At 64.2% G+C, this 25,673-nt stretch carries 19 protein-coding genes, 1 tRNA gene and 4 pseudogenes; 14 read left to right on the forward strand and 10 right to left on the reverse strand.

Annotated elements, in window-relative coordinates; all coding sequences use genetic code 11:
• Window positions 1-182: 182 nt before the first annotated feature.
• From ACVOKO_RS10175 to ACVOKO_RS10190, 4 pseudogenes are all read left to right on the forward strand, one after another.
• Window positions 183-1,916 (forward strand): annotated as a pseudogene (locus ACVOKO_RS10175) (S8 family peptidase); the annotation flags it as partial.
• 144 nt (window positions 1,917-2,060) lie between these two features.
• A pseudogene (locus tag ACVOKO_RS10180) lies at window positions 2,061-2,282 on the forward strand (proprotein convertase P-domain-containing protein); the annotation flags it as partial.
• 463 nt (window positions 2,283-2,745) lie between these two features.
• Window positions 2,746-4,503, forward strand: a pseudogene (locus ACVOKO_RS10185) (S8 family peptidase); the annotation flags it as partial.
• A gap of 126 nt (window positions 4,504-4,629) precedes the next feature.
• A pseudogene (locus ACVOKO_RS10190) lies at window positions 4,630-4,857 on the forward strand (proprotein convertase P-domain-containing protein); the annotation flags it as partial.
• An 87-nt stretch (window positions 4,858-4,944) separates the two neighbouring features.
• On the opposite strand, the gene ybaK reads toward ACVOKO_RS10190, so the two are convergent.
• The 4 genes from ybaK to wrbA form a co-directional block, all read right to left on the reverse strand.
• Entirely contained in the window at window positions 4,945-5,421 is a 477-nt protein-coding gene (ybaK, locus tag ACVOKO_RS10195; RefSeq protein ID WP_346498809.1) for a Cys-tRNA(Pro) deacylase, read from the reverse strand.
• A complete protein-coding gene (locus ACVOKO_RS10200) occupies window positions 5,422-5,907 on the reverse strand; it encodes an asparaginase domain-containing protein (RefSeq protein ID WP_057628731.1) in 486 nt (161 codons plus the stop codon). It abuts the gene before it with no gap.
• Between the two features lie 496 nt (window positions 5,908-6,403).
• Window positions 6,404-6,748 carry a DUF2069 domain-containing protein gene (locus tag ACVOKO_RS10205; RefSeq protein ID WP_346498810.1) on the reverse strand — a complete coding sequence of 115 codons (345 nt, stop codon included), beginning with the start codon at window positions 6,746-6,748 and terminating at the stop codon, window positions 6,404-6,406.
• The gene (wrbA, locus tag ACVOKO_RS10210; protein WP_346498811.1) at window positions 6,745-7,338 is read right to left on the reverse strand and encodes an NAD(P)H:quinone oxidoreductase; all 594 of its coding nucleotides are present in this window, start codon (window positions 7,336-7,338) and stop codon (window positions 6,745-6,747) included. The genes ACVOKO_RS10205 and wrbA overlap by 4 nt, the downstream gene beginning before the upstream one ends.
• A gap of 78 nt (window positions 7,339-7,416) precedes the next feature.
• Here wrbA and ACVOKO_RS10215 point away from each other — a divergent pair, with 78 nt between their 5' ends.
• Both ACVOKO_RS10215 and ACVOKO_RS10220 read left to right on the forward strand, forming a co-directional pair.
• Window positions 7,417-8,691: a YihY family inner membrane protein gene (locus ACVOKO_RS10215; protein WP_346498812.1), complete on the forward strand. Its 1,275-nt coding sequence runs from the start codon at window positions 7,417-7,419 to the stop codon at window positions 8,689-8,691.
• Window positions 8,688-9,251, forward strand: coding sequence for a TlpA family protein disulfide reductase (locus ACVOKO_RS10220; RefSeq protein WP_346498813.1), 564 nt, complete (start codon window positions 8,688-8,690; stop codon window positions 9,249-9,251). Before ACVOKO_RS10215 ends, ACVOKO_RS10220 begins: the two co-directional genes overlap by 4 nt.
• Before the next feature lie 19 nt (window positions 9,252-9,270).
• Here the strand turns inward: ACVOKO_RS10220 and ACVOKO_RS10225 are convergent, their stop codons facing one another.
• The 5 genes from ACVOKO_RS10225 to hemA form a co-directional block, all read right to left on the reverse strand.
• Complete coding sequence (locus tag ACVOKO_RS10225) at window positions 9,271-9,552, reverse strand: hypothetical protein (protein ID WP_346498814.1); 282 nt, start codon at window positions 9,550-9,552, stop codon at window positions 9,271-9,273.
• A 429-nt stretch (window positions 9,553-9,981) separates the two neighbouring features.
• The gene (gene ppk2, locus ACVOKO_RS10230) at window positions 9,982-10,800 is read right to left on the reverse strand and encodes a polyphosphate kinase 2 (protein WP_346498815.1); all 819 of its coding nucleotides are present in this window, start codon (window positions 10,798-10,800) and stop codon (window positions 9,982-9,984) included.
• Between the two features lie 42 nt (window positions 10,801-10,842).
• Window positions 10,843-12,555, reverse strand: a complete 1,713-nt coding sequence (locus tag ACVOKO_RS10235) for an O-linked N-acetylglucosamine transferase, SPINDLY family protein (protein WP_346498816.1) — start codon at window positions 12,553-12,555, stop codon at window positions 10,843-10,845.
• Between the two features lie 179 nt (window positions 12,556-12,734).
• Window positions 12,735-13,820 carry a peptide chain release factor 1 gene (gene prfA, locus ACVOKO_RS10240; protein WP_346498838.1) on the reverse strand — a complete coding sequence of 362 codons (1,086 nt, stop codon included), beginning with the start codon at window positions 13,818-13,820 and terminating at the stop codon, window positions 12,735-12,737.
• Window positions 13,798-15,081 (reverse strand): glutamyl-tRNA reductase, encoded by a 1,284-nt coding sequence (hemA, locus tag ACVOKO_RS10245; protein WP_346498817.1) that lies wholly within the window; start codon window positions 15,079-15,081, stop codon window positions 13,798-13,800. Before hemA ends, prfA begins: the two co-directional genes overlap by 23 nt.
• Window positions 15,082-15,148: 67 nt before the next feature.
• Between hemA and ACVOKO_RS10250 the strand changes: the two genes are divergently transcribed.
• From ACVOKO_RS10250 to ychF, 8 genes are all read left to right on the forward strand, one after another.
• Window positions 15,149-16,831, forward strand: coding sequence for a tetratricopeptide repeat protein (locus ACVOKO_RS10250; RefSeq protein ID WP_346498818.1), 1,683 nt, complete (start codon window positions 15,149-15,151; stop codon window positions 16,829-16,831).
• Complete coding sequence (lolB, locus tag ACVOKO_RS10255) at window positions 16,828-17,490, forward strand: lipoprotein insertase outer membrane protein LolB (RefSeq protein ID WP_346498819.1); 663 nt, start codon at window positions 16,828-16,830, stop codon at window positions 17,488-17,490. The genes ACVOKO_RS10250 and lolB overlap by 4 nt, the downstream gene beginning before the upstream one ends.
• Complete coding sequence (gene ispE, locus ACVOKO_RS10260) at window positions 17,487-18,365, forward strand: 4-(cytidine 5'-diphospho)-2-C-methyl-D-erythritol kinase (RefSeq protein ID WP_346498820.1); 879 nt, start codon at window positions 17,487-17,489, stop codon at window positions 18,363-18,365. Before lolB ends, ispE begins: the two co-directional genes overlap by 4 nt.
• Window positions 18,366-18,368: 3 nt before the next feature.
• Window positions 18,369-18,445 (forward strand) — tRNA-Gln (locus ACVOKO_RS10265).
• Window positions 18,446-18,554: 109 nt separating this feature from the next.
• Window positions 18,555-19,514, forward strand: coding sequence for a ribose-phosphate diphosphokinase (locus ACVOKO_RS10270; protein WP_346498821.1), 960 nt, complete (start codon window positions 18,555-18,557; stop codon window positions 19,512-19,514).
• Window positions 19,515-19,619: 105 nt separating this feature from the next.
• A complete protein-coding gene (locus ACVOKO_RS10275) occupies window positions 19,620-20,222 on the forward strand; it encodes a 50S ribosomal protein L25/general stress protein Ctc (protein ID WP_346498822.1) in 603 nt (200 codons plus the stop codon).
• Window positions 20,223-20,275: 53 nt separating this feature from the next.
• Window positions 20,276-20,854, forward strand: coding sequence for an aminoacyl-tRNA hydrolase (pth, locus tag ACVOKO_RS10280; protein ID WP_346498823.1), 579 nt, complete (start codon window positions 20,276-20,278; stop codon window positions 20,852-20,854).
• Between the two features lie 84 nt (window positions 20,855-20,938).
• On the forward strand, window positions 20,939-22,030 hold the full coding sequence (ychF, locus tag ACVOKO_RS10285) for a redox-regulated ATPase YchF (RefSeq protein ID WP_346498824.1): 1,092 nt from the start codon (window positions 20,939-20,941) through the stop codon (window positions 22,028-22,030).
• Between the two features lie 826 nt (window positions 22,031-22,856).
• Here ychF and ACVOKO_RS10290 read toward each other — a convergent pair.
• On the reverse strand, window positions 22,857-25,646 hold the full coding sequence (locus ACVOKO_RS10290) for a TonB-dependent receptor plug domain-containing protein (RefSeq protein ID WP_346498825.1): 2,790 nt from the start codon (window positions 25,644-25,646) through the stop codon (window positions 22,857-22,859).
• Window positions 25,647-25,673: the final 27 nt, after the last annotated feature.

Raw genomic sequence — 25,673 nt, forward strand, 5'->3', positions numbered from 1 at the left:
ACGGTTTCTGTTGTAACCCTCTTGTCATCGGTTCAGCCGCCATTTACTGTCCGCCCACGGATCGGTAACAGGGGACTGGTTCGGGTAGTTCTACCCGGGCAACCAGCGCTATCGAAATCGCCACACGCCCGGGTGGGACGGCGCCGCGTTCGCGGCATCCTCCAATGCAGAAGGGTTCAACAATGTCATCCAGATCACACCGTGCGTTTGCTCGTGGGTTGGTAGTCGTTGGCACTGCTTCGCTGTCTTCCCTGCTTCTGTGTGCGCCGGCCTGGGCCGGTGATGTGCATCTGGCCGGGCTGGATTCCGCGCCGACGCATCAGCGCTTCATCGTCAAATACCGTCAGGACAGCCGCCAGGCCGCCGGCGATGCAGCCCTGCAGAAAACCCTGGCCTCGGCCGCTCGCGCGCTGCCGGCACGCGCCGGCAAGAGCATCGGCGTGCAGCATATGCGGCGGCTTGCGGTGGGCGCGGATGTGGTCCGCGCCGACGCCAGGCTCGACCGTGCCGATGCTGAAACGCTGATGCGCAAGCTGGCGGCCGACCCCAACGTCGAATACGTCGAGGTCGACCGCCTCAACACCATCAGCCTGACCCCCAACGACACCCGCTACGGCGAACAATGGGGTTATTCCGGCACCTATGGCATCAAGGCCAACCAGGCCTGGGATGTAACCAATGGCGCCGGCTCGGTGGTGGCGGTGCTGGACACCGGCATCACCAGCCACAGCGACCTGGCCGCCAACCTGCTGCCCGGCTATGACTTCATCAACGACACCACCGTGTCCAACGATGGCAATGGCCGCGACAACGACCCCAGTGACCCGGGTGACTGGATCACCGCCAACCAATGCGGCGGCATCCATGCCGCGCAGAACTCCAGCTGGCACGGCACGCATGTGGCCGGCACCATCGCCGCGGTCACCAACAATGCCAAGGGCGTTGCTGGCGTGGCGTACGGCGCCAAGATCGTGCCCGTGCGCGTGCTGGGTACCTGCGGTGGTTATGACTCGGATATCGCCGATGCCATTGTCTGGGCGTCCGGCGGCAGCGTCAGCGGCGTGCCGGCCAATGCCAATCCGGCCGAGGTGATCAATCTCAGTCTGGGCGGCTCCGGCGCCTGCGGCAGCACCACGCAGGCGGCGATCAATGGCGCGGTCAGCCGTGGCACCACGCTGGTCATTGCTGCCGGCAACGACAACACCAATGTCTCCAACGCCTCGCCGGCCAACTGCAACAATGTAATCGCGGTGGCATCGATCACCAGCACCGGCGCACGTTCGAGCTTCTCCAACTACGGTGCCCTGATCGATATCGCCGCGCCGGGTTCCAACATCCTGTCCACGCTCAACAGTGGCACCACCACGCCCGGTTCGGAGAGCTACGCCGCCTACAACGGCACCTCGATGGCGACCCCGCATGTGGCAGGCGTTGTGGCACTGCTGCAGGCGGTGGCAACCACGCCGAAGACACCGGCGCAGGTGGAAGCCTTGATCAAGGCCAATGTCACCGCCTTCCCGTCCACGCCTTCGCAAACCATCGGCCCCGGCATCCTCAATGCCAAGGCGGTGGTGGATGCGGCCAACGGCGGTGGCAACCCGAACCCGGGCGGCACGGTGTTGAACAACGGCGTGCCGATCACCGGACTTGCCGGCGCGGCCAGCAGCACCCAGTTCTTCACCGTGCAGGTGCCGGCCGGGGCCACCAATCTGGTGGTTGCCAGCTCTGGTGGCAGCGGTGATGCGGACATGTACGTGCGCGCCGGCAGCCAGCCGACCACCTCCACCTACGACTGCCGCCCCTACAAGACCGGCAACGCTGAGAGCTGCAGCTTCGCAACACCGGTGGCAGGCACCTACCACGTGATGTTGTCCGCGTACTCGGCGTTCTCCGGCCTCAGCCTGCAGGCCAGCTGGAGTACCGGCGGTGGCAGTGGTGGTGTGCAGACCTACAGCAATACAGGCGTGGTCAACATCCTCGACAACGCTACGGTGGAAAGCGCGATTGCGGTCTCCGGCCGCACTGGCAATGCAGCGGCGTCCACACCGGTGGCGGTGGATATCAGCCACACCTGGAAGGGCGACCTGAAGGTGGATCTGGTGGCGCCCGATGGCAGCGTCTATGTGCTGAGCAACTATGCCGGCGGCAGCGCCGATGACATCAAGCAGACCTTCAACGTGAACCTGTCCAGCGAAGCCCTCAACGGCAGCTGGAAATTGCGCGTCAACGACAAGGCCAGCGGCGACACCGGCCGCATCAACAGCTGGTCGGTCACCTTCTGATCGAGCAGAGGGAAGTTGCGTGGTGATGGGCATCAGGAAGATGCCATCGCTGCGCCGTGCAAGCTCAAGGCCCCGGCGATAGTGCCGGGGCCTTCTCATGTTCGCCGGTTTGGGGTGCGGCGTTGCAGCTGTGCGTACCGGCGGTGCCAGCCAATGGCGGGAAGAGCGTTCGGCGCGGACCTGCAGCGCGCCGCTAACTTGAGGACAAGGCGAACGCAGAATCATCCATGACTGATGGGTGCTTTCTCGCGGATGGCTGCCGCTTCGAGGCCGTCGGATACAGAGGTTTCAGGGTTACTCCGATGGGAGTGGCAACGGCGAATGCCTAGTGTCTGCGGACGGGCCAATGACAGCGGGCAGGCCCGCGCAGTTCCCTCCTGGCGAGCGTTGCTGTCCACACGGCGACGTCTGCCCGGCACAGATGCCGCATTGGCGGCGTCCTCCTCTGCAGAAGGGCCGAATCATGTCTTCGATATCGCAGTGTGTGCTTCGTCGTGGCGTTGCAGCGGTTGGCAGTGCGTTGTGGTCCTGCCTGTTTCTATGCCCGCCAGCGGTTGCCGGCGATGTGCAGCGGGCGGGTCTGTACGCAGCGCCGACGCACCAGCAATTCATCGTCAAGCTTCGTCAGGAAAGTACTCAAGCTGCTACAGCCGTGCTGCCGAACGTTCTGGATGCTGCCTCGCGTGCTTTGCCGCTGCGTGCTGGCAGGCCGGTAGCCCTGCAACACCTGCGCCGCTTGGCTGGCGGCGCGGAGCTGGTGCGTTCCGAAGTGCCGCTGGATCACGTCGAGAGCGAAGTGTTGATGCGCAGGCTGGCGGCAGATCGCAACGTCGAGTACGTCGAGATCGACCGTCGTCTCGGCATCAGCGCAGCCCCGGATGATCCGCGTTTCGCAGAGCAGTGGGGTCTTGCCGGTAGCTTTGGCATCAATCTGGTGCCGGCTTGGGAAGACGCCACCGGTGCAGGCGTGGTGGTGGCGGTATTGGACACCGGCATCGCCGAGCACAGCGACCTGCTTGCCAATGTCCTGCCGGGCTACGACTTCATCAGCGATGCGGCGATGGCCAACGATGGGGATGAGCGTGATGCGGATGCGCGCGATCCGGGTGATTGGGTGGAAGCCAAGCAGTGTGGCGGCAGCCACGATGCGTGGAGCTCCAGTTGGCACGGTACCCACGTGGCCGGCACGATTGCGGCGGTTGCCAACAATGGCAAGGGCGTTGCCGGTGTCGCACCGGCCGCCCGCATCGTGCCGGTACGCGTACTGGGCCGCTGCGGCGGCTATACGTCCGATATCGCCGATGCGATTGTCTGGGCGTCGGGCGGGGAGGTGGACGGCGTGCCCACCAATGCAAACCCGGCCGAGGTGATCAATCTGAGCCTGGGCGGCGGAGGCGCCTGTGGCACCACGTTCCAGACGGCGATCAACAGCGCGCTGGCCAACGGCGCAACCCTGGTCATCGCCGCCGGCAATGGCAACGTCAATGCGAGCAATTCGGCACCGGCCAACTGCGACAATGTGATCGCGGTGGGTGCCAGCGACAGCGACGGCAAACGCTCGATCTGGAGCAGCACCCAGCAATCCAATTTTGGCCCGTTGGTGGATGTGGCCGCGCCAGGCAGCACTATTGTTTCAACGTTCAACAGCGGCAGCACGGCGCCCTCGGTTGAAAGCTATGGTTACAGCGGTGGGACCTCGATGGCGGCACCGCATGTGGCCGGTGTGGTGGCGCTGGTGCAGCAGGTATCGGATCCTGCAAAGACACCGGCGCAACTTGAAGCCTTGATCAAGGCTACCGCCACGCCGTTTCCACGGACGCCGGACAGGCCGATTGGTGCCGGTATCGTCAATGCACAGGCCGCAGTGACAGCGGCAATGAGCGCTACGCTGCCGCCTGAGCCCGAACCTGAGCCAGATACTGCGCTGGACAATGGCGTTGCGGTGACCGGCGTCAGCGGCAGCAAGGGCAGCAACCGCTATTACACGGCGCAGCTTCCGTCAGGGGCGTCCAACCTGCTGATCAGCATCAGCGGCGGCGCGGGTGATGCTGACCTGTATGTCAGGGCCGGCAGCCGGCCGAACAGTTCGGTGTTCGATTGCCGCCCGTTCCGTGGCGGCAATGGTGAGAGCTGCAGTTTTCCCGCTCCGGTTGCAGGTACCTACCATGTGATGGTGAGTGGATACAGCAGGTATTCGGAGGTCAGCCTGAAGGCAAGCTGGGGCCTGGTTCCTGCCCAGACCTATCGCAGCAGTGAGCTCATGGACATCCTGGACAACGGCACGCTGGACAGTGCCATCACCGTCGCCGGCCGCAGTGCCAACGCACCAGCTGCCACAGCGGTGCAGGTGGATATCAACCACAGTTGGCGCGGCGATCTGAAAGTGGAGTTGATTGCACCGGACGGCAGCGCCTACCTGCTTAGCAACTATGAAGGTGGCAGTGCCGATGACATCAAGCAGACCTTCGAGGTCGATCTTTCCACTGAGCCATTGAATGGTACGTGGACGCTGCGTGTGCATGACAAGGCCAGTGGTGACAGCGGGCGTCTGAATGGCTGGTCGATCACGTTCTAGATCAAGCCGCCGGAGGCAAACCGGAGCGGAGCGGGTTGCTGCACGTGCGCTGGTGTTCGCGGCAGGGGCAGTGGCGGGGGCCGCTGCTCAGTCTTCGCAGATATCCGCACAGCGCGCCTGCAATACCTGCAAGGCGTCGGCTGGGGCGATATCCAACAGCAGGCCACGCTGGCCGGCATTGATGTACAGCGTTTGCTGCTGTTGGGCGCTGGCGGCGAACACCACCGTGGCCGGACGCTGCTGTGCGAACGGGCTGATGCCGCCTACCTTGTAACCGCTGCGCTTCTCGGCCTCGGGTACTTCCATCATCTGTGCGTGCTTGCCGCCACAATGGGCGGCAAGCTTTTTCAATGACAGGCGCTGGTCGGAGGGAATCACCGCGATCAGCGGCTGCTTGTCCACCCACGCCATCAGGGTCTTGAACATGCGCGCCGGGGCGATGCCCAGCGCCTGCGCTGCCGCCAGCCCCTTGCTGTCGACATCGGCCGAGTAGTCATAGGCATGCACGCCATGGGCGATGCCTGCCTTGTCCAACGCGGCGGTAGCGCGGGTGCTTTTGGCCACTTACAGCGATTCGAAGCGGTTGGCGTCCACGTTCTTGCGGACCTGCTCCGGGTTCCAGATGCGGCCGTTCATGGCGATGTAGACACCTTCCGGCAGCGACTGCACCGCGCCGATCGCGCAGCCGATGTTGAACTCGGCATCGGAACCACGGAAACGTGCCGGGCTAAGCGCGCCGGTCATCACGATGGTCTTGCCGGGGATGGTGGCCAGCACCTTGCCGGTGGCTACCATCGAATCGGTACCGTGGGTGACCAGCACGTGGCGGGTTGGCTGTGCGGCGATGGTGGCGCGGATCAGCTCGCGGTCGTCGTCGCTGATATGCAGCGAGTCCTTGCGCAGGATCGGGATCACGTTGAAACGGAAGGTAACCCCCAGCTCGCGCAGAATCATGCCGATCTGCGGGTCGCCGATCTGGTAGTCGGACTTGTCGTCGAAGTAGATCTTGTCGATCGTGCCACCGGTGGTGACGATCAGGAGTTCTTCCATCATTGCGGTAAATCCTTGCGGTGACTGCCAGCGGCACAGGCCGCGATGTTGCAGATGATAATGCGGTCGGCAGCGCCGGGCCATGTCATTGCCTGGCATCAAGCCGAGGCGTCATTGGTCATTGGTCATTGGTAGAGCCGAGCCATGCTCGGCTGGGGCCTCACCGCAGTTGGGCACTACCGCAGAGCCGTCTGTAGGAGCGGCGTAAGCCGCGAAGCCAGTACAGCCAAAGCCGAAGACTGGCCCGCAACCTGCAGGATCAGTGGCTTCGCCGCTGATGCCGCTCCCACAGAGGCTGGTGACACATCGCCGGGAAAGCCCCAGCCGAGCATGGCTCGGCTCTACACGGGAGGTTTGCCGGGAAAGCTCCAGCCGAGCGTGGCTCGGCTCTACATGGGAGGGTTGCTCGGCAAGCCTCAGCCGAACATGGCTCGGCTCTACAGGGGAGGGGGGCCGAGAAAGCTCCAGCCGAGCATGGCTCGGCCCTACAGTGGGTTTAGCCGGCCTTTTTGGCGGCAAAGCGGGCGCGCATGCCGGGTACGCTGACCAGGGCCACGATCAGCAGTGCCAGGGCGATTTCGATCCAGGCGTAGAGGGCGGTGTCGCGGTGGCTCCAGGCACTCATCACGCCATGGCTGAACCAGAACAGGGCGAATACCCCGGCCCAGAAACGCGCGGCCGCGCGCTGTGCCAATACCCCCAGCAACAGCAGTGCCGGCGGCGCCACGAACACCAGCGCCACCGCCAGCAGATGGCGGTCTGCGCGGAACCACCACGCATACAGCCCGGCCAGCAGTGCCAGTGAGGCGGCGAGGACCAGATCGCGCGTGCGCCGGTTCATCGGCCCAGCCGCCGGGCGATATCGGCTACCCGATGCCCCAGTGCTCTTGCCAGCTGGGCTTCGTCGTCGGTGAGCTGGGAGTCGGCCTGGGTGCCGGCCACGTGGCTGGCGCCATAAGGGGTGCCGCCACTGGTGGTATGGCTCAATGCCGGTTCGGTGAAGGGGATGCCGACGATCAGGCAACCGTGGTGCAGCAGCGGCAGGTGCATCGACAGCAGCGTCGATTCCTGGCCCCCGTGCATCGAGGCGGTGGAGGTGAATACCGCCGCCGGCTTGCCAGCTAAGGTGCCATTGACCCATTCCGCGCCCAGGCCATCGAGGAAATGCTTGACCGGCGCGGCCATGTTGCCGAAGCGGGTAGGGCTGCCCAGCACGATGCCATCGCATTCGGCCAGATCGGCTATTTCCACATAAGGGGCGCCGTCTTCGGGGACGGGCGGGGCAGTGGTCTGGGTGACTGCGGCCACTGGCGGCACGGTACGCAGGCGGGCGCTCATGCCCGGCACCTCGCCGATACCGCGGGCGATCTGCCGCGCCAGCCGCGCCACCGAGCCGCCACGGCTGTAGTAAAGCACCAGAATTTCCGCCATCGCACCGTTCACTCAATCTTGCAGGAGCCGGCAGTATCAACGATGCGGGCCGCGCTTTGCATCGGGTACCCTTGCCAGATGGAACCTTTGGATTCACTCAATCTATGGATGGAGCGCCTGCGTGACCGGGCGCGCAACGCCAGTTTCGGGCGCTTCCTGTGGAAGCGCTTCATCGATGACCGCCTGTTCCAGGCGGCCGGCTCGCTGGCCTACACCACGGTATTCGCGCTGGTGCCGCTGGCGATCGTGGTATTCGGTGTGCTGTCTGCGTTCCCGATGTTCGACCGCTGGAGCGAGGCGCTCAGCGACTACGTGTTCTCCAACTTCGTACCGTCGGCGGCGCGCGCGGCCGAGGGCTATCTGCGGCAGTTCTCGGCCAGTGCCGGGCAGCTGACCGCCGCCGGTTTCCTGGCCTTGGTGGTATCGCTGCTGATCACCCTCAACAGCGTGGAGCAGACCTTCAACCGAATCTGGCGGGTAGCCTCGGCGCGGCCGCAGCTGACCCGCTTCCTGGTTTATTGGACGGTGTTGACGCTGGGCGCCCTACTGGCCGCCGCGTCCCTGGCGGTATCGGCGAAGGTCCTGTCCTTGCCGCTATTCGGCACCACCGAAGGCCGCTGGCTGGCCGATCTGGGCCTGCGCCTGGCGCCGGTATTGATCGAGTTCTTCTGTGTGGTGCTGATCTACCGGGTGGTGCCGCACCACACGGTGAAATGGCGGCACGCCATTCCCGGCGCATTGCTGGCGGTGTTGATGCTGGAGCTGGTGAAGTGGGGCATGGGCCTGTACCTGGGCAGCTTCCAGTCCTATCAGAAGCTCTACGGCACGGTGGCGTTCGTGCCGATCCTGCTGCTGTGGATCTACCTGAGCTGGGTTTCGGTATTGCTGGGCGCATCGCTGGCCTCGTCAGTGGCCGCGTTCCGCTATCAACCGGCGGCGTTGCGGTTGCCGCAGGGATGTGAACTGTATGGGCTGCTGCGGCTGTTGGGGCGTTTCCGCGAGGCGCGGCAGCAGGGTCGGGGCCTGGATGAAGACCAGATTCTGCTGCAGGAACCCATGCTCACCGACTCCCTGTTGCAGCAGCTGCTGGAGCAGATGGAAAGCATCGGTGTGCTGCGCCGTGATGAACGCGGCGAATGGCTGCTGGCGCGCGACCTGGACAGCATCAGCCTGCATGACCTGTATGAAAGCTCGCAGCTGCGCATTCCGGTGGCCGAGGAATACCTGCCGATGCGCGAGGACAGCCTCGGGCAAGCGGCCTGCAGTGCCCTGGATCAACTACGTCTACCGTTGCGCGAACTGCTCAAGCGCCGTGTGGACGACATTTATGTAGAGCGTGGAGATAGCCGATGACCGCCAAATACCTTCCGTCCGTGCTGCTGGTACTGGCGCTGACAGCCTGCAAGCCGGACCCGGCGCCGGTTGCTGCGGCGCCGTCCGCGCCCGAGGCGCCTGCTGCGCCAGCCCCCGAGCAGCCCAGCGTGGTCCAGCAGACGGCTGAAATACCGCAGCTGCAGGTGCCGACGGTGGACGGCAAGACCTATGACCTGGCCAGTCACCGTGGGCAGTGGGTGGTGGTCAATTTCTGGGCCACCTGGTGCGCTCCCTGCCTGCAGGAAATGCCGGAGTTGTCGGCCTTGCACGCCATGCGCAGCAACGTCGAAGTGGTGGGGTTGGCGTATGAAGACATCGAGCTGGACGAGATGCAGGCCTTCCTGAAGGAGCATCCGGTGGCCTATCCAATCGCCATCATCGACACCTTCAGCCCGCCGAAGGATTTCGCCACCCCGCGTGGCTTGCCGATGACGTACCTGATCGGACCGGACGGCAAGGTCGCCAAGCAGTTCCTGGGGCCGGTGAATGCCCATGAGATCGAGCAGGCAATCGTGGCTGCCGGTGGCAAGGCGGTGTAAGTCAGCTGTTGCTGGGCAGCTATGGCTGCCTGCGCCGCCGCGTTCCATGTTCAAGCCACGTCCATAGGGTTGCCGCGAGGCCGCACAGCACAAGGAGTGCGGCTGCCAGCGACAGCCATTGCGGGACAGTGCCGAAGACCAGGATGCCGGGCTGGTAAGGCGGCGGGGCGACGCCAGCGGCGACATGGAAGGAATAAGCGAAGCGCCAGTCGCGATACAGCATGAACGCAATGGGAGCTGCAGCTACCGCTGTTGCGCAGATGAAAGCGAGAAATGTGCGGCGCAGGATGGTGTTGAGCATTGGCAGGGTGGCCTGGTGTGGCGACATTGCTTGCCAGAGCTTACCCCTCCCCAACCCTCCCCTTCGCTGCGCGAAAGGGAGGGGGTGAAAGCAGCTTTCGCTGCCGCCTGGAAGATCGTTGAGAGCAGCTCCCTCCCTTTGGCAGGTCGTTGAGGGCTGCTCTCTCCCTCTGGCAGATCGTCAAGAACAGCTCCCTCCCTCTGGCAGATCGCCGAGAACAGCTCCCTCCCTTTCGCGTAGCGAAGGGGAGGGTTGGGGAGGGGTGAGCCTTTGATCTTCCCGCGTTGCCAGCTTCCCGGCTGACGCTGCTTCCGCAGCGTTCACAGGATGGTCGGTAGTGCCCCTGCCGAGCATGGCTCGGCACTACCGCAGCGCTGCGGGATGATTTGTAGTGCTTCTGCCGAGCATGGCTCGGTATTACCGCAACTCCTACAAGGAACTTGAGGCGCGCTTTGGCTTGGCGATGTCCTCATCCTGCACGAATGCCGGGATCGGCTTCACCGCTCCGTACTTCTCTTTTTTCGGTTTGCCCGGCAACGGTGGCAGCTCGATCAGCGGCTCCTCGATGTGGGTGTCGGGCAGGCGATCGAGCAGGTCGCGAATCACTGTCAAACGGCCGCGCTTCTGGTCATTGAAATCCACCAGCGTCCACGGTGCATGCCCGTTGTGGGTGGCCTCCAGCATGGCCTCGCGGGCCTGGGTGTAGGCGGCATATTCCTGGCGTGATTTCAGGTCGATCGGCGACAGCTTCCAGCCCTTGAGCGGGTCGTCGCGGCGCTCGGCAAAACGCTTCTCCTGCTGTTCCTGGTCCACGCACAACCAGTACTTGAACAGCAGGATGCCATCGTCCACCAACAGTTTTTCAAATGCCGGGGTCTGCTTGAGGAAGGCCTTGTACTGCGCATCGGTGCAGTACCCCATCACTTTCTCCACGCCCGCGCGGTTGTACCAGCTGCGGTCCATCAACACGATTTCGCCTGCGGCAGGCAGGTGCGCGATATGCCGTTGGAAATACCATTGGCCGTCTTCGCGCTCGCTGGGCTTGGGCAGCGCCACTACCCGGCATTGACGCGGGTTCACATGCTTGGCGATGTCCTGGATGACGCCGCCCTTGCCGGCGGTGTCGCGCCCTTCGAACAGCACCAGTATCCGCTGCCCGCAATGCTGGGCCCAGCGCGCCATGTTGGCCAGTTCCAGTTGCATTGGTTCCAGCAACGCTTCGTACTCTTTGCGCTTGAGCTTGCCCATGGTCATTCCTTGTGGATGCGCCGAGCCTACCGCATGCAGATGTCAGCCCGCGTCTGCACCGCGCCAGCCATGCCGGCTGGCAAGCTGCTGCAGCAGCTGTGCAAGGTCGGCGGCAAAGCCGGCCATGTCGAACAGATTGGAATGCTGGCGCGCATGGGCCAGCCGCTGGCGTAGATTCTGCAGGGCGTCTGCGTCGTTCCCCAACGCAATTGCGCTGGCAACGAAGGCCTGGTCATCGGCGAGGTTCAACTCGTCCAGCCCGAGGTGATGATTGAGGCTGCCGGCTACCCGTGCGGCAAAGGTGCTGCCGGGCGCGGTCAGTACCGGGCAGCCTGCCCAGAGCGCGTCGGAGGCCGTGGTGTGCGCGTTGTAGGGGTGTGTATCCAGGAACAGGTCGGCGTGTTGGTAGCGGGCCAGATAATGCGGATGCGGCAGCTTGGCCATGAAGATCAGCCGCGCCGGATCCACGCCGCGCTGGCGCGCGACCTCGCGCAGGCGCTGGTCGGCCAAGCCCGGGCCGGACAACAGCCACAGCACGCTGCCGGGCACGCCGATAAGGATCTGCAGCAGCCGTTCCACGCTGCGCGGGTTGAGCTTGTAGCTGTTGTTGAAACAGCAGAACACCACGCCGCTGTCGGGCAGGCCGCAGTCACTGCGCGACGGCTCCGCTTGCAGCGTGCGGGTGTTGTCCGAGGGCTGGAAGGCACGGGGCAGACGCAGCACTTTTTCACTGAAGGCCGGCTCCAGCGCGGGCGGCAGCACGAACGCATCGGCCACGATGTAATCGATCCACGGTGCGCCGGAGGTGCCGGGGTAGGCCAACCAGTTCAGCTGCAGCGGGGCAGGGCGCATGGCGAGTACTTCCGGGGTGCCGCCGCCGCCCCAGCCGCGCAGATCGAACAGCACATCGATGCCTGCAGTGCGGATGCGCTGGGCGATGGCGGCGTGTGCTTGCCCGTTGAGATCGTGGAGCTGGTCTGCGGCAGCGTGCAGGCGTTGGCGGATGGCGCTGCCATCGTCGCTGTTGAGGGCGAATAGATGGATCTGCAGTTGCGGATGTGCGCGCAATTGCTCGAACAGCGCCACCGTCAACAGGCCGGTCGGGTGCGCGCCGAAACCATTGGAAAGAAAACCCACGCGCAGCGCACCGTGGGTACGCAGCTGGGCTGCCGGCAGGCGCGGAATCGACTGGGCCAGCACACTGGCGCGTTGCCGTGCACAGGCCAACTGTTCGGCGGCGCTGCCGTCTTCGCTGAGAAAGGCAAACGGCTCCACGGCCGGATTGCCCTGCGCGACAGCGCCGCGCACCTGCTGTGAGAGTGCATCAAGGTCTCGCCAGTCACACAGCCGGCGCTGCCAGTTCAGGCGCTGCGCGGCCATATAGGCTTCGTCGGGTGCCAGTGCATGGGCGCGACGATACGCCTCGGCCGCAGCTTCGGGTTGGTTGGCGTCTTCCAGCACGTGACCCAGCCACAAGGCCATGCCCGGATGCTGCGGAGCAAGTTGGCAGGCGCGCTGCAGCAGGGCAGCGGCGTCGTCGTGCCTGCCTTGCATCCAGCGGGCGCGGCCGAGGCGGGCAAGGGCTTCGGGGTGTTGCGGGCGCAGCTGCAGCGCTGTTGAGGCGGCGGCTTCCCCTGCAGCGACATCGCCGATGCCCAGCTCGGCATCGGCCAGCATCACCCAGGCGATGAAGTCACCGGGTTGGCGGCTGACGGCAAGGCGGAGTTGGTCGCGTTCGCTTGGGGCGTTGGTCATGGTCTGGTTCTGGCTCTGCTCCCTCCCTTGCGCGTAGCGCAGGGGAGGGTTGGGGAGGGGTTGCTGTTGATTTTGCTCTGTGCTGCAAGCAATGGCTAAATCTACGGGTAACAGCCAGATCCAAAGCTACCCCTCCCCAGCCCTCCCCTATGCTGCGCATAAGGGAGGGGGAAAAGCGCTTACGTCCCTTCAGCCAACCGCGCCAGCTCATCCACCTGATGTTCGTGCTGCAGGCGCGCGATCAGGTCGTCCAGCCCGCCTTCGATGATGTTCGGCAGGTCGTACAGGGTCAGGCCTTCAACGCGATGGTCGGTGATGCGGCCCTGCGGGAAGCTGTAGGTGCGGATGCGCTGGCTGCGGTCGCCACTGCCAACCTGCAGGCGCCGTGACTCGGCCTGCGCCGCGGCCTGTTTGCTGCGCTCGGCATCCAGCAGCTGTGCCTTCAAACGCTTCATCGCCTTGTCGCGGTTGGCGTGCTGGCTGCGCTCGGTCTGGCATTCCACCACCACGCCGCTGGGAATATGGGTGATGCGGATCGCCGATTCGGTCTTATTGACGTGCTGGCCACCGGCGCCGGAGGAACGGTAGGTGTCCACGCGCAGGTCGGCCGGGTTGATCACCACATCTTCAACATCATCGGCTTCGGGAATGATCGCCACCGTTGCCGCCGAGGTGTGGATACGGCCCTGTGATTCGGTGGCTGGCACGCGCTGCACGCGGTGGGTGCCGGATTCGAACTTCAGCTTGGAATAGGCGCCGCGGCCAACCACGCGCGCCACGATTTCCTTGTAGCCGCCGTGTTCGCCGGGATTGTCGGATTCGATTTCGACCTTCCAGCCCTGGCGCTCGGCGTAGCGGGCGTACATGCGGAACAGGTCGCCGGCAAAGATGGCCGCCTCGTCGCCGCCGGTACCGGCGCGCACTTCCAGGAACAGGTTGCCTTCATCGCGCGGGTCGCGCGGCACCAGCAGCAATGCCAGTTCTTCGTCCAGGGCCTGCAGGCGTGCCTGGGCGGCGCTGATTTCTTCCTCGGCCAGCTCGCGCAGTTCCGGGTCGGCGCGCATGGCTTCGGCCGAGGCCAGGTCTTCCAGCGCACGGGTTTCGTTCGCCAATGCGGTGGCGATGGGTTCCAGTTGCGAGAACTCGCGGGAAAAATTGCGGAAGCGCTCGTTGTCGGCGACCACATCCGGGTCGGAAAGCAGGCGTTCCAGTTCTTCACGGCGCTCGGCCAGTGCCAGCAGCTTACGGCGCAGGGTCGGCGTCATCATTCCTCGCTACGGGGTGTTGATACCCGGGCGTTGCCGGGAACAGGCGCTCGGCGGCGCGGGTAAGGTCGGTATCGCCTTCCAGCGCGGCTTGGCGCAGGGCGGCGGTAGGCGGATGCAGCAGGCGGTTGGTCAGGCCGTGCGCCAGCTGCTCAAGTACTTCGTCGGGCAGTTTGCCATGGGCCAGTTGCTGCCGGGCCTTGGCCAGCAGCTCGGCGCGGGTGGCCTCGCCGAATGCACGCAGCTGCCGGATCGGCGCCTGCAGGCGGGTGGCGCGCAGGTTTTCCAGATAGCGGGTGACCTGCAGGTCGATGATGGACTCGGCCTCGGCGGCGGCTTCACGGCGGCCACGGCGGTTTTCTTCCACCGCCCGTTCCATGTCGTCCACGGTGTACAGGTAGGCATCGGCCAGCTTGCCGACCTCGGCCTCGATATCGCGCGGCACCGCCAGGTCGAACAGCAGCATCGGCTTGTGCCGGCGCGAGCGCAGCGCGGTGGCGACCTGCCGGTGCAGGATCACCGGCTCGCGTGCGGCGGTGGCCGAGAACACCACATCGGCCTCGCCCAGGTGGCGTTCCAGCTCGCTCAGCGGCAATGCCACGCCACCGTGGCGGCTGGCCAGATCCTGCGCATTGGCTACGGTGCGGTTGGCGATCAGCAGCCGCTTCACCTTTGCATCGCTCAGGTGCTTGGCGACCAGTTCCATGGTTTCACCGGCGCCGACCAGCAGCACCGTGGATTCATCCATGCGCGCGAACGAGTCCTGCGCCAGCCGCACCGCGGTGGACGCCACGGAAATTGGATTTGCGCCGACGCGGGTGTCGGTACGGGCACGCTTGGCCACCGAGAAGGTCTGCTGGAACAACCGGTCCAATTGTTGCCCGATTGCGCCGCTGTCGTGGGCCAGCGCCCAGGCATCCTTGACCTGCCCCAGGATCTGCGGCTCGCCCAGCACCATCGAATCCAGCCCGGTGGCGACCCGGAACAGGTGGCGCACGGCCTCGCCATCGCTGTGCTGGTACAGATAGCCCTGCAGGCTGCCGGCGTGGTGCTCCAGCCAATGGCTCAGCGCCTTGCTGTCATCGGCAACGGCATACAGTTCGGTGCGGTTGCAGGTGGACAGCAATACGGCTTCAGCCAGCTGCGGCGTCTGCCGCAGGGAATCCATCGCGCGCGGCAGTGCGTCTCCGCCAAAGGCAGCGCGTTCGCGCAGTTCTACCGGCGCAGTCTGGTGATTCAGTCCGAGCACCCACAGGGTCATCTGTTCAGTTGCTTGCGATAAGCTGCTGGCTGTTGAAGGCCGCCATTTTACGGCCCGGTTGCGCCAGATGCCCGTATTCAATCGCATATGCACCGTTCTGTTGCTTTCCCTGCCGGTTTTTCCGGTGCTGGCGGCCCCGGCTGTGCCGGTCCAGGCGCCCCTGGCGGCTGAAGGCCTGCCGCTGACCCCGGTGCTGGCCGGCGAATTCTCGCTGCAGGCCGGCAAGCTGCCCGACGCCGCGCGCTGGTACCTGCAGGCCGCCCAGGAAGCCAAGGGCGACGTGGGGCTGGCCGAACGCGCCACCCGTATCGCCATGCTTGCCGATGACGCTGGCCGTGCCGAGCAGGCGCTGGCGTTGTGGGCACAGCGTGACCCCGGTTCGGTAGCGGTGCGCGGCACCCGTGGCGCGCTGGCCATGCGCAATGGCGATGCCAAGCTTGCCCGCAAGGAACTGCTGGCGGTGCTGCGTTCGCCCGAGCCACGCGCCTGGCGCTATGCGCTGCTGGCCTTGGCTACCGGCGGCCGTGACCCGGCGGTGCCGGCGCAGGTGCTGGGCCAGCTGGTCGATGCCAATGCGATACCCGATGACCTGGAGGCCTGGCAGGAGTTCGGCCGGCTGGCGTTGCGGATGGAGCGCCCGGAGCTGTCGCGGCGCATGGTGGCCGAAGTGGTCAAGCGCTTCCCGGACGAGCCGCGAGTGGCGCTGCTGCATGCCTCGCAGCTCAACCAGGCCGGCAAGAAGGACGAGGCGTTGGCCCTGCTCAAGGGCATCGAGCCGAAGGCCGAGAAAGATGATGAACTGCGCGCCGCACTGGCCATTGCCTATGACGTCTTGGGCGACACCACGGCTGCCGAACATGTGCTGTCGGTAGGCGAGCAGAACCTGCAGAGCTGGGGCATGCGTGCCTCGCTGCTGGCCAAGCAGAAGGATGATGTGGCGCTGCTGGCGCTTTACCAGGACATTTCGGCCAAGGCCAGCAAGCCGGACCCGGACCAGCGCCTGTTGCTGGGCAAGATCGCCGAATACCTGAAGCGCTATCAGGAAGCCGTGGACTGGTACCACGGCGTGCCCGGTGGCGAGCATCGCGGCGAGGCGCAGCTGCGCGCAGTCAATGCGTTGTATCTGATGGGCGACAAGGCCAAGGCCGAAAAGGAAGTGCAGGCCATCCAGGCCGATGCCTCTCTGGATGACGACGTGCGCCGCGATGCCTACCTGCTTCAGTCCGAATTGCAGCTGCGTGATGGCAATGCCCAGGCCGAGCTTGATGTGCTGGGCCGTGGCCTGGCGGCATTCCCGGACGACAGCGCGCTGCTTTATGCCCGCGCGCTGGCATGGGAGCGCAGTGATGACGTGCCGCGCGCCGAAGCCGACCTGCGCAAGGTGCTGGTTGCCGAGCCGGAGAACGTCGCCGCGCTTAATGCGCTGGGTTACACCCTGGCCGATCGCACCCATCGCTATCAGGAAGCCTTGGAGCTGATCGACCGCGCACGCGTCGCCGAGCCGGATAATGCCGCCATCGTCGACAGCTATGGCTGGGTGCTGTACCGGCTGGGCCGCAACGAGGAAGCGCTGGTGCACCTGCGCCGCGCCTGGACCTTGAACAAGGATCCGGAAATTGCCGCACACGTGGCCGAAGTGCTGTGGGTGCTTGGGCAGAAAGAGGAAGCGCGGCGCTTTTTTGATGAAGCCCGCAAGTTGGATCCGGATAACCGCGCGCTGCAGCGTGCGATCGAAAAGTTGGGTGTATGAACGTGATGATGTGGCGGGCGCCGTTGGCGCTCGTGATGGTTGGGGCGCTTGCGGCCTGTGGCTCGGTGCCCAAGCGGCAAGCCACGCCGGTGGCGGCTGAGGTTGCGCAGGTATCGGCAGCGGCACAGGCCGCATCGCAGGCGCGGCAGGCGGCCTTGATGGCGCAGCCGGACTGGTCATTCCAGGGCCGGGTGGCGATCAGCAAGGGCCGCAACGGCGGCAACGGCCGGATTGACTGGCTGCAGCAGGGGCCGGCCTACCAGGTCAGCCTTGCGGCGCCGGTCACCCGCCAGAGCTGGCAGCTCAGTGGCGGCGAGCCCGGCCAGCCGGTGCGGCTGGAAGGCCTGGAGGGCGGTCCACGCAGCGCTGATAACGCCGGCGAGCTGTTGCTTCAGGCCACTGGCTGGGAAATCCCGGTAGCGCAGCTGGCCGAATGGGTGCGCGGCCTGCCGACATCATCAGGAATGGCCCCGGAGCACCTCGGTTTCGACGCCGAAGGCCGGCCGCGGGTGCTGCGCCAGCAGGGCTGGCAGGTCGACTATCTGGACTGGTACCCGGCCGAGCCGGGGCGCCCCTCGCTGCCGCGGCGTATCGAGGCGGTCAATGGCGATGCCAAGGTTCGTCTGATTGTGGATGAATGGGGCGCGGGCGCACCATGACCGTGGTTGCTGACGCTGCGGGCTGGTCGTACTGGCCGGCCCCGGCCAAATTGAATCTCTTCCTGCAGATCACCGGCCGTCGCGCCGATGGCTACCATTTATTGCAGACCGTCTTCCGCCTGCTGGATTGGGGCGACCGCATTGGCCTGCGCCTGCGTGAAGACGGACAAATACGCCGTGACGGGCCATCGGTGGCAGGTGTCGCCGAGGCCGATGATCTGGTGGTTCGTGCAGCTATCGCGCTGAGAAATGCCTCAAATTGCGCCAAAGGCGTCGATATCCGGGTCGAGAAGCACATTCCGGCCGGTGGCGGCTTTGGAGGCGGCTCCTCGGACGCGGCCACCGTGCTGGTGGTGCTCAATGCCTTGTGGGGCACGGGTCTGGATGAGGACGCACTGGCTGCCATCGGCATGGGCCTGGGCGCCGATGTGCCGGTATTTGTGCGCGGCCGCAGCGCCTGGGCCGAAGGCGTGGGCGAATTGCTGACCCCGATCGAACTGCCGGAAGCATGGTATTTGCTGGTGGATCCGGGCGTTCATGTGCCCACGGCTGAACTTTTTCGTTCGCAGCATTTGACGCGGGATGCCAAGCCCGTGAAAATAGCCGACTTCGCTTCCGGGACCGTCCTCGGAAATGCGTTCGAGCCGGTACTACGGCGTCAGGAACCTGCCATCGAGGCAACGTTCCAGGCCCTGTCAGGTATTGGTCGGGCACGGCTCACGGGGTCGGGAAGCGGTTGTTTCGTCGAATTTGCCACGCGCGTTGCTGCAGAGCAGGCGTTGGCGGAATTGCCGGAGCAACTGCGGGCATGGGTAGCTGCGGGCGTTGATCGCTCGCCACTGCTTGATGCGCTGGAAACGACGGGAATTGTTTGATGCAGGGGCGTCGCCAAGAGGCCCAAGGCACCAGGTTTTGATCCTGGCATTCGTAGGTTCGAATCCTACCGCCCCTGCCACACGTTCCTTCCAGCTGTAAGCGCACCGGATGTGCGAGCAAGCCGATATGCGCCACCTCTGCAGCAATCACGTTTCCTTTGCTACTCGCCCCCGCCCGAGAGAGCTGTCATGCAAGATTCCCCGAACCTGCTGGTTTTTTCCGGCAATGCCAATAAACACCTTGCGCAGAGCATCTGCAAGGAACTCGGGGTAAGACCGGGCAAGGCGCTGGTTTCCAAGTTCTCCGACGGCGAAGTTCAGGTCGAGATCCAGGAAAACGTGCGTAAGCAGGATGTATTCGTGGTCCAGTCCACCGGCGCCCCGAGTGCGGAAAACCTGATGGAGCTGCTGGTGATCATCGACGCGCTCAAGCGCGCGAGCGCCGCCTCCGTCACCGCGGTGGTGCCGTACTTCGGCTACGCCCGCCAGGATCGCCGCATGCGGTCCTCGCGCGTGCCGATCACCGCCAAGGTTGCTGCAAAGATGTTCTCGGCCGTGCATACCGACCAGATCCTCACGGTCGACCTGCATGCCGATCAGATCCAGGGTTTCTTCGACATGCCGGTCGACAACGTCTATGCCTCGCCGCTGTTGCTGGCAGACATCTGGCGCGTTTACGGCACCGACAACCTGATCGTGGTCAGCCCGGACGTAGGCGGCGTGGTACGCGCCCGCGCCGTGGCAAAGCGCCTGGATGATGCCGACCTGGCCATCATCGACAAGCGTCGCCCGCGTGCCAACGTTGCCACCGTGATGAACATCATCGGTGACGTTGAAGGCAAGACCTGCGTGATGGTCGACGATATCGTCGACACCGCCGGCACCCTGTGTGCTGCCGCTGCTGCCCTCAAGGCGCGTGGCGCACTCAAGGTTGCCGCGTACTGCACCCACGCCGTGCTCTCGGGCCCGGCGGTGGACAATCTGAACAACTCCCAGCTCGACGAGCTGGTGGTGACCGACACGATTCCGCTTTCCGAAGTGGCCCGCGTCTGTCCCAAGATCCGCCAGATCAGCGTGGCCGAAATGCTGGCCGAGACGATGCGCCGCATCGCCTTCGGTGAGTCGGTCAGCTCGATGTACGTGGATTGATGGATCCGGTCCCCGGCGTGTCCGGGGATCACAACAGGCTCTTCTGGTCGCGGAAGAGTCTTTACGCAGCGCCGCGAGGCGGTGCAACAACCTAGAGTAGTCAACATGGCAAAGTCCCACGAAATCAAAGTCGCCCGTCGTGACGTGCAAGGTCAGGGTGCGAGCCGCCGCCTGCGTCATGCCGGTGTGGTCCCGGGTATCGTTTACGGCGGTAACAAGGAGCCGGTGAAGGTCGAGTTCAACCACAATGAAATCTGGCTGGCCCAGTTCAACGATTGGTTCTACTCCTCCATCATCGACCTGAACCTCGACGGCACCATCCACAAGGTGCTGCTGCGTGACATGCAGCGTCACCCGTACAAGCAGCTGGTCATGCACCTGGATTTCCAGCGCGTGAACGAAAATGAAGTGCTGCACGCTTCGGTGCCGCTGACCTTCATCAACGAAGACACCTCGCCGGCTGGCAAGGCTGCCGACGTTCTGGTCACCCACGAACTGAAGGAAGTGGCGATTGCCTGCTTGCCGAAGGACCTGCCGGAGTCGATCGAAGTCGACCTGGGCGAGCTGAAGGCTGGTGACATCATCTACCTGTCGGGCCTGAAGCTGCCGGCTGGCGTGGAAATTCCGGCACTGAAGCTGGGCAAGGGCCATGACGACGCAGTTGTCATCGCCAAGACCGCCGCTGCAGAAGAAGCAGCAGCCGAGTAATCGGCTATGTTGCGCCCGCTCTTCGGAGCGGGCGCAGCAGGTGTATCTGACAGATGACTGGCTTGCGATTGATCGTTGGTCTCGGCAACCCCGGACCCGAACACGCCCGAACCCGGCACAACGCTGGGTTTCATTTCGTTGAGGCCCTGGCAGAGCGGCAGGGCGCGCGCTGGGCGCTGGAAAGCAAATTGTTTGGCGAAGTCGCCAAGGTCGAGATTGCTGGGCAGCCGGTATGGCTGTTGAAGCCGGCCACCTACATGAATCTTGCCGGCAAATCGGTCACCGCCGCACAGCGGTTCTGGAAGATCGAGCCGGAAGAAACCCTGATTGCACACGACGAACTGGACATGCCGCCCGGCGTGGCCCGGCTCAAGTTCGATGGCGGTCATGGCGGCCAGAACGGCCTGCGTGACACCATCCGTCTGCTCGGTCACGGCAAGTTCCACCGTCTGCGTCTTGGCATCGGCCATCCCGGTCACAAGGACCGCGTGGTGGGTTGGGTACTGGGCCGTCCGTCGCCGGACGACGCCGTGCTGATGGCACAGGCCATCGATGCGGCCATCGATGTAATGCCGCTGGCGGTAGCTGGCGATTTCAGCGAAGCAATGAAGCGTCTGCACACCATCAAGTGAGCAGGAAATGGGGAATGGGGAGTGGAACGGCGGTACGCCCTTCCGATTCTCCATTCCCGATTTTCCATTCACGGGAGTTCAAGCATGGGTATCAAATGCGGCATCGTCGGTCTGCCCAATGTCGGCAAGTCGACCCTGTTCAATGCGCTGACCAAGGCGGGTATCGCTGCGGCCAACTTCCCGTTCTGCACGATCGAGCCGAACACCGGCGTCGTGCCGGTGCCGGATCCGCGCCTTGACGCGCTGGCAGCCATCGTCAAGCCAGAGCGGGTGATCCCGACCACGATGGAGTTCGTCGACATCGCCGGCCTGGTTGCTGGTGCGTCCAAGGGTGAAGGCCTGGGCAACAAGTTCCTGGCCCACATCCGCGAGACCGATGCCATCGCCCACGTCGTGCGCTGCTTCGAAGACAGCAACGTCATCCACGTCTCCAACAAGGTCGACCCGATCGCCGATATCGAGACTATCGATACCGAGCTGGCGCTGGCCGATCTGGAATCGGTATTGAAGGCACTGGATCGCGCTACCCGCGCGGCCAAGGCCAACGACAAGGAAGCACTGGCCCGCAAGCCGGTGCTGGAAAAGCTGGCGTCGGCGCTGGACCAGGGTAAGTCGGCGCGTTCGGCTGGCCTCGATGCCGATGAGAAGGCGTTGATCCGTGACATGTTCCTGATCACGCTGAAGCCGCTGATGTACATCGCCAACGTCGCCGAGGACGGCTTCGAGAACAATCCGCTGCTGGACCTGGTGCGTGCCCGCGCCGAGGCGGAAGGCGCCGAAGTGGTACCGGTGTGTGCGGCCATCGAAGAAGAAATGGCGCAGCTCGATGACGCCGACCGCGATGAGTTCCTCAAGGATCTCGGCCTGGAAGAGCCTGGCCTGAACCGCGTGATCCGTGCCGGCTACAAGCTGCTCGGCTTGCAGACCTACTTCACCGCAGGCGTGAAGGAAGTCCGCGCATGGCAGCTGCGCGCCGGTTCGACGGCGCCGCAGGCTGCTGGCGTGATCCATACCGACTTCGAGCGTGGCTTCATCCGCGCCGAAACCATCAGCTATGAGGACTTCATCAACCTCAAGGGCGAGCAGGGCGCCAAGGAAGCCGGTCGCCTGCGTCTGGAAGGCAAGGATTACATCGTCAAGGAAGGCGACGTGCTGCATTTCCGCTTCAACGTCTGATTACATCGACGTTGCTGCAGCCACAAGGCCCCGCATTGCGGGGCCTTGTTGTATCTGCAATCTGCTGCCTGGTCAAAATTTCACCACAATTTTGAAAGCCTTGCAGCGCAAGGCCTGCGCACGGTTGTCCACAGCCTTCTCCATCCATTGCACACAGCGGCTGTGGAGAAGCCAGGTTGGCAGAGTTGTTTGTGGGAGCGGCGTAAGCCGCGAAGCTGGCATTGCCGAAGCGGCAGGCAGCTATGCCATCTGATGATCTACCTGCTTCGCGGCTGACGCCGCTCCCACAAGGCGGGCCGGCATAGGCGGGTTGGGTGCTCCCCGCACACCCCCAGGGGGGGCGCGTCTTTGGTTGGTGGGTGGGGCGCCCGCCCCGAAGCTGGTATTGCCGACGTATCGATGGCCTTTGCAAGCTGACAATCCACGTGCTTCGCAGCTCACGCCGCTCCTACAAACACGCGCTGTTCTGCGCGTCCCGGTGTGCTGGCCAAAAATTCACCATGGCTTTGAAACTATTGCAGTGCAAGGCCTGCACGGAGTTGTCCACAACCTTCTCCATCCATTGCACACAGCCGCTGTGGAGAACTGTCGTCGTCGACAGATTCGGATCATCCGTGTAGCCCGGGTAAGCGCAGCGCACCCGGGGGATGAACATCGCAAGGCAGTGCAGCGGCCGGGCGCAAGGCCCCGGGGGGGGGGGCGCTGGGCTTGCCCAGGCTACGGAAGCCTCTGGCGTCGGCAGGCCTCTGCAGGTGACATTCCTGTTTCGCGCAAACAACAAGGCCCGCCATTGGCGGGCCTTGTTGGCACTACATACGACCAGGCCTTACAACGCCTTGCCGCCCAGCTTCCAGGTGAGCTGCACGTAGTAGCTGCGGCCCATGCTGTCGAACCAGGAGGTGTCGTAGTACGGGTAGTTCGACCAGGTCGGATCCTTCGGCGGCATCTTGTCGAACAGATTGTTGACCGACAACGACACCCGCAGATGGTCGGTGATGTCGTAGCGGGCACCGGCGTTGAAGCGCCAGGTGGCCTCGGTCCATGCATCGTTGTCGTAATTGGCAACACGGCCCAGGTAGCTGCCGAACAGGCTGGCGCCCCACGCACCCTTGTCCCAGCTGACGCCGAGATTCGACTTCACCCGTGGCAGCGTGGTGGCGCTGAAGCTGACATCGAGCATGTCTTCCTTCGGGTCGCCCGGGAACTGCTGGCGGGTGTGGCGGTGCGTCCAGTTGTACTGGCCGGTGAAGCTGAAATCACCCGCGTTTGCTGTCTGCAGGCGGTAGTTGGCGGCCACATCGATGCCCGAGGTTTCCTCGTTGGCAATGTTGATCGGACCGAAACGCACGCTGGTGATGTTGCCATCGCCGTCGCGGATGACGCGTGCCAAGGCGTCCACGCAGGTGGGCGAGTTGATGTCGACCGCTGCGCCGCTGTCGGTGCTGCCCAGGCGGCAGTTGGCTTCGGTGATGCGCAGTTCCTCGCGGTCCTGCGTCTGTACCTGGTTCTCGATCCGGATCTTGTAGTAATCCACTGCCAGGTCGAAGTTGGCCACCGGCGACCAGACGAAGCCGGCCGAGAACGACTTGCTGGTCTCCTCATCCAGATTCATGTTGCCGCTGTAGACATCGAACGTGCTGCCGTCATAGCTGCCGTCGTCATAGCAATACCCGTCAGTGACACCGGGCTCGGCGGTGCGGCACTGGAAGTAGTCGGTGGCGAAGCGGGTGCGGTAGTAATCGTTCCCGGCAAACAGGTAGTGCATGTCCGGTGCGCGGAAGCCGGTGCCGTAGGAGCTGCGCAGCAGCAAGGTATCCAACGGACGCCATTCCAGACCGGCGCTGTAGGTGAATTTGCCCGGGTTCTTGTTGCCGTAGCTGTAGCGGTCATAGCGCCCGGCTACGCTTGCCTGCAGGCTCGAAGCCAATGGCAAGCGCAGTTCGCCGGCAGCACTCCAGTGGTCGCGATCGCCATGACCATCACCATAGCGCGGGCCATAGTAGGCATCTTCGGTGAGCGCAAGCGGATCGGGGTTGATCTCATAGGACTGCTTGCCGTACTCGACGGCACCTGCGAAGCCGACATCGCCAGCAGGCATCGAGAACAGCGACGCGTTGTCTACCGTAAAGCTGAGATTGTCGTTCTTGGCTTCCGGACGGAAGGTGGACATCGCCCCGATCGAGGCGAATTCGGCCTGGGTCAGTGGCGTGAACAGCCGTGCCGGATCCGGGGTGTAGATCGCAATGCCGTCATCGTCATAGCCCTGCAGCTCGCCAAGGAACAGGCGGTTGGCCGCAGCCGCCTTGATGCGCGGCATTTTGACGTCAGCCTTGTACTGGGAGTGGTTGTAAGCGGCCTCCCAGTTCCATTCCTCGGCGATCATGCCCTTCAGGCCGGTGGTCACCGCAAAGGTCTTCTGGGTGGTGGTGTTCATGCGATTCCGCAGGCCACCCACTTCTTCCGGAGTGAATTGACGCGCCCAGTTTTCGTAACGCTCGGTGGTGGCGTTGTAGAAGATCTTGTTGCGGTAGTTGCCGGACGAGTTCGGGTCATGGAATTCCCAGCCCATATGGTCGCTGGCGACATCGTTGCTGTTGGTGCCGGTCAGCAGCTTGACCTTCTGCTGGCCGAGCTGGACATCGGCAAACCATGACAGAGCGTCATTGAAGCGGTATTCGAACGAGCCATAGGCATTGAAGCCTTTGCGCTCGTTCTGGATGGTGCGGTAGGCAATTGCGCGCTCGCTGCCGCAATACGGGCCGAGGTCGTTCTCGGCGAGCACGGTGGTGCCGCCGTTGAGGCCAGCCATTGCCGCGCAGCCGTCGTCCGGTGCGATGTTTTCATCGTCGTCCCAGTTCTGCAGCTGGGCGATGAGACGCGGCAACCGGCGCTCTTCCGCAGGTGAATCCAATGTTGAATCCTGCACGCTGCGGTCGGTGCCCCAGAGCGGACGCTTATCGATCAGCTCAACACCGACGATGCCGCTGAAGCCGCCTTGGTCGAAGCCGGTGGTAAGGGTCAGGTTGTGCGAGGTGCCACCGCCGCGGCTGGTGTCGCCAAACCGGTAATCGATGGTGGTGCCGTCAGTAGATTTTTTGAGGATGAAGTTGATGACGCCGGCCATGGCATCGGAGCCGTAAACGGCCGATGCGCTGCCGGTCAGCACTTCAATGCGATCGATCATGCCCAGCGGGATGTTGCCGACGTCCGTGAAGTTGCTGCGGCCGTTGAGCGGCAGCGGGAAGTCGGCGATGCGGCGGCCGTTGACCAGCACCAGGGTGTGATTCGGCCCGAGCCCGCGCAGGTCCACTGCCTGTGCGCCCGGTGTGGATTGGGCGCCCGTGGTGTTCTGCTGCCCTTGGGTGCTGCCACTGTTCTGGCTCAGTGAGCGCAGTACGTCGGGCACCGAGGTGAAGCCGGCGGACTTGATCTGTTCAGCAGTCACCACCGTGACCGGCGCCGGGCCTTCGACCTGGGCGCGCGGAATGCGTGAGCCGGTGACCTGCACCGTGTCCAGTTGCTGGGGTTGGCCTTGGGGGCTGTTCTGCGCCAGGGCAGGGGCGGCCATCGACAACAGGGCCAGTTGGATTGAACACACCATTGCGTGTTTACGCATGAATCGGCTCTCTAATGAATGTTCTGG

It is taken from the genome of Stenotrophomonas sp. STEN240 (assembly GCF_056756175.1).

Excerpts from the sequence above, each read along its gene's own strand:
- ACVOKO_RS10225 (WP_346498814.1), bottom strand. The coding sequence starts at position 9,552 with ATGCTCAACACCATCCTGCGCCGCACATTTCTCGCTTTCATCTGCGCA.
- ACVOKO_RS10270 (WP_346498821.1), top strand. The coding sequence starts at position 18,555 with ATGCAAGATTCCCCGAACCTGCTGGTTTTTTCCGGCAATGCCAATAAA.
- ACVOKO_RS10215 (WP_346498812.1), top strand. The coding sequence starts at position 7,417 with ATGGAACCTTTGGATTCACTCAATCTATGGATGGAGCGCCTGCGTGAC.
- ppk2 (WP_346498815.1), bottom strand. The coding sequence starts at position 10,800 with ATGGGCAAGCTCAAGCGCAAAGAGTACGAAGCGTTGCTGGAACCAATG.
- ACVOKO_RS10235 (WP_346498816.1), bottom strand. The coding sequence starts at position 12,555 with ATGACCAACGCCCCAAGCGAACGCGACCAACTCCGCCTTGCCGTCAGC.
- ACVOKO_RS10220 (WP_346498813.1), top strand. The coding sequence starts at position 8,688 with ATGACCGCCAAATACCTTCCGTCCGTGCTGCTGGTACTGGCGCTGACA.
- ACVOKO_RS10275 (WP_346498822.1), top strand. The coding sequence starts at position 19,620 with ATGGCAAAGTCCCACGAAATCAAAGTCGCCCGTCGTGACGTGCAAGGT.
- ACVOKO_RS10200 (WP_057628731.1), bottom strand. The coding sequence starts at position 5,907 with ATGGAAGAACTCCTGATCGTCACCACCGGTGGCACGATCGACAAGATC.
- ACVOKO_RS10290 (WP_346498825.1), bottom strand. The coding sequence starts at position 25,646 with ATGCGTAAACACGCAATGGTGTGTTCAATCCAACTGGCCCTGTTGTCG.
- pth (WP_346498823.1), top strand. The coding sequence starts at position 20,276 with ATGACTGGCTTGCGATTGATCGTTGGTCTCGGCAACCCCGGACCCGAA.
- hemA (WP_346498817.1), bottom strand. The coding sequence starts at position 15,081 with ATGACCCTGTGGGTGCTCGGACTGAATCACCAGACTGCGCCGGTAGAA.
- ACVOKO_RS10205 (WP_346498810.1), bottom strand. The coding sequence starts at position 6,748 with ATGAACCGGCGCACGCGCGATCTGGTCCTCGCCGCCTCACTGGCACTG.
- ispE (WP_346498820.1), top strand. The coding sequence starts at position 17,487 with ATGACCGTGGTTGCTGACGCTGCGGGCTGGTCGTACTGGCCGGCCCCG.
- ACVOKO_RS10250 (WP_346498818.1), top strand. The coding sequence starts at position 15,149 with ATGCCCGTATTCAATCGCATATGCACCGTTCTGTTGCTTTCCCTGCCG.
- prfA (WP_346498838.1), bottom strand. The coding sequence starts at position 13,820 with ATGACGCCGACCCTGCGCCGTAAGCTGCTGGCACTGGCCGAGCGCCGT.
- lolB (WP_346498819.1), top strand. The coding sequence starts at position 16,828 with ATGAACGTGATGATGTGGCGGGCGCCGTTGGCGCTCGTGATGGTTGGG.
- ychF (WP_346498824.1), top strand. The coding sequence starts at position 20,939 with ATGGGTATCAAATGCGGCATCGTCGGTCTGCCCAATGTCGGCAAGTCG.
- wrbA (WP_346498811.1), bottom strand. The coding sequence starts at position 7,338 with ATGGCGGAAATTCTGGTGCTTTACTACAGCCGTGGCGGCTCGGTGGCG.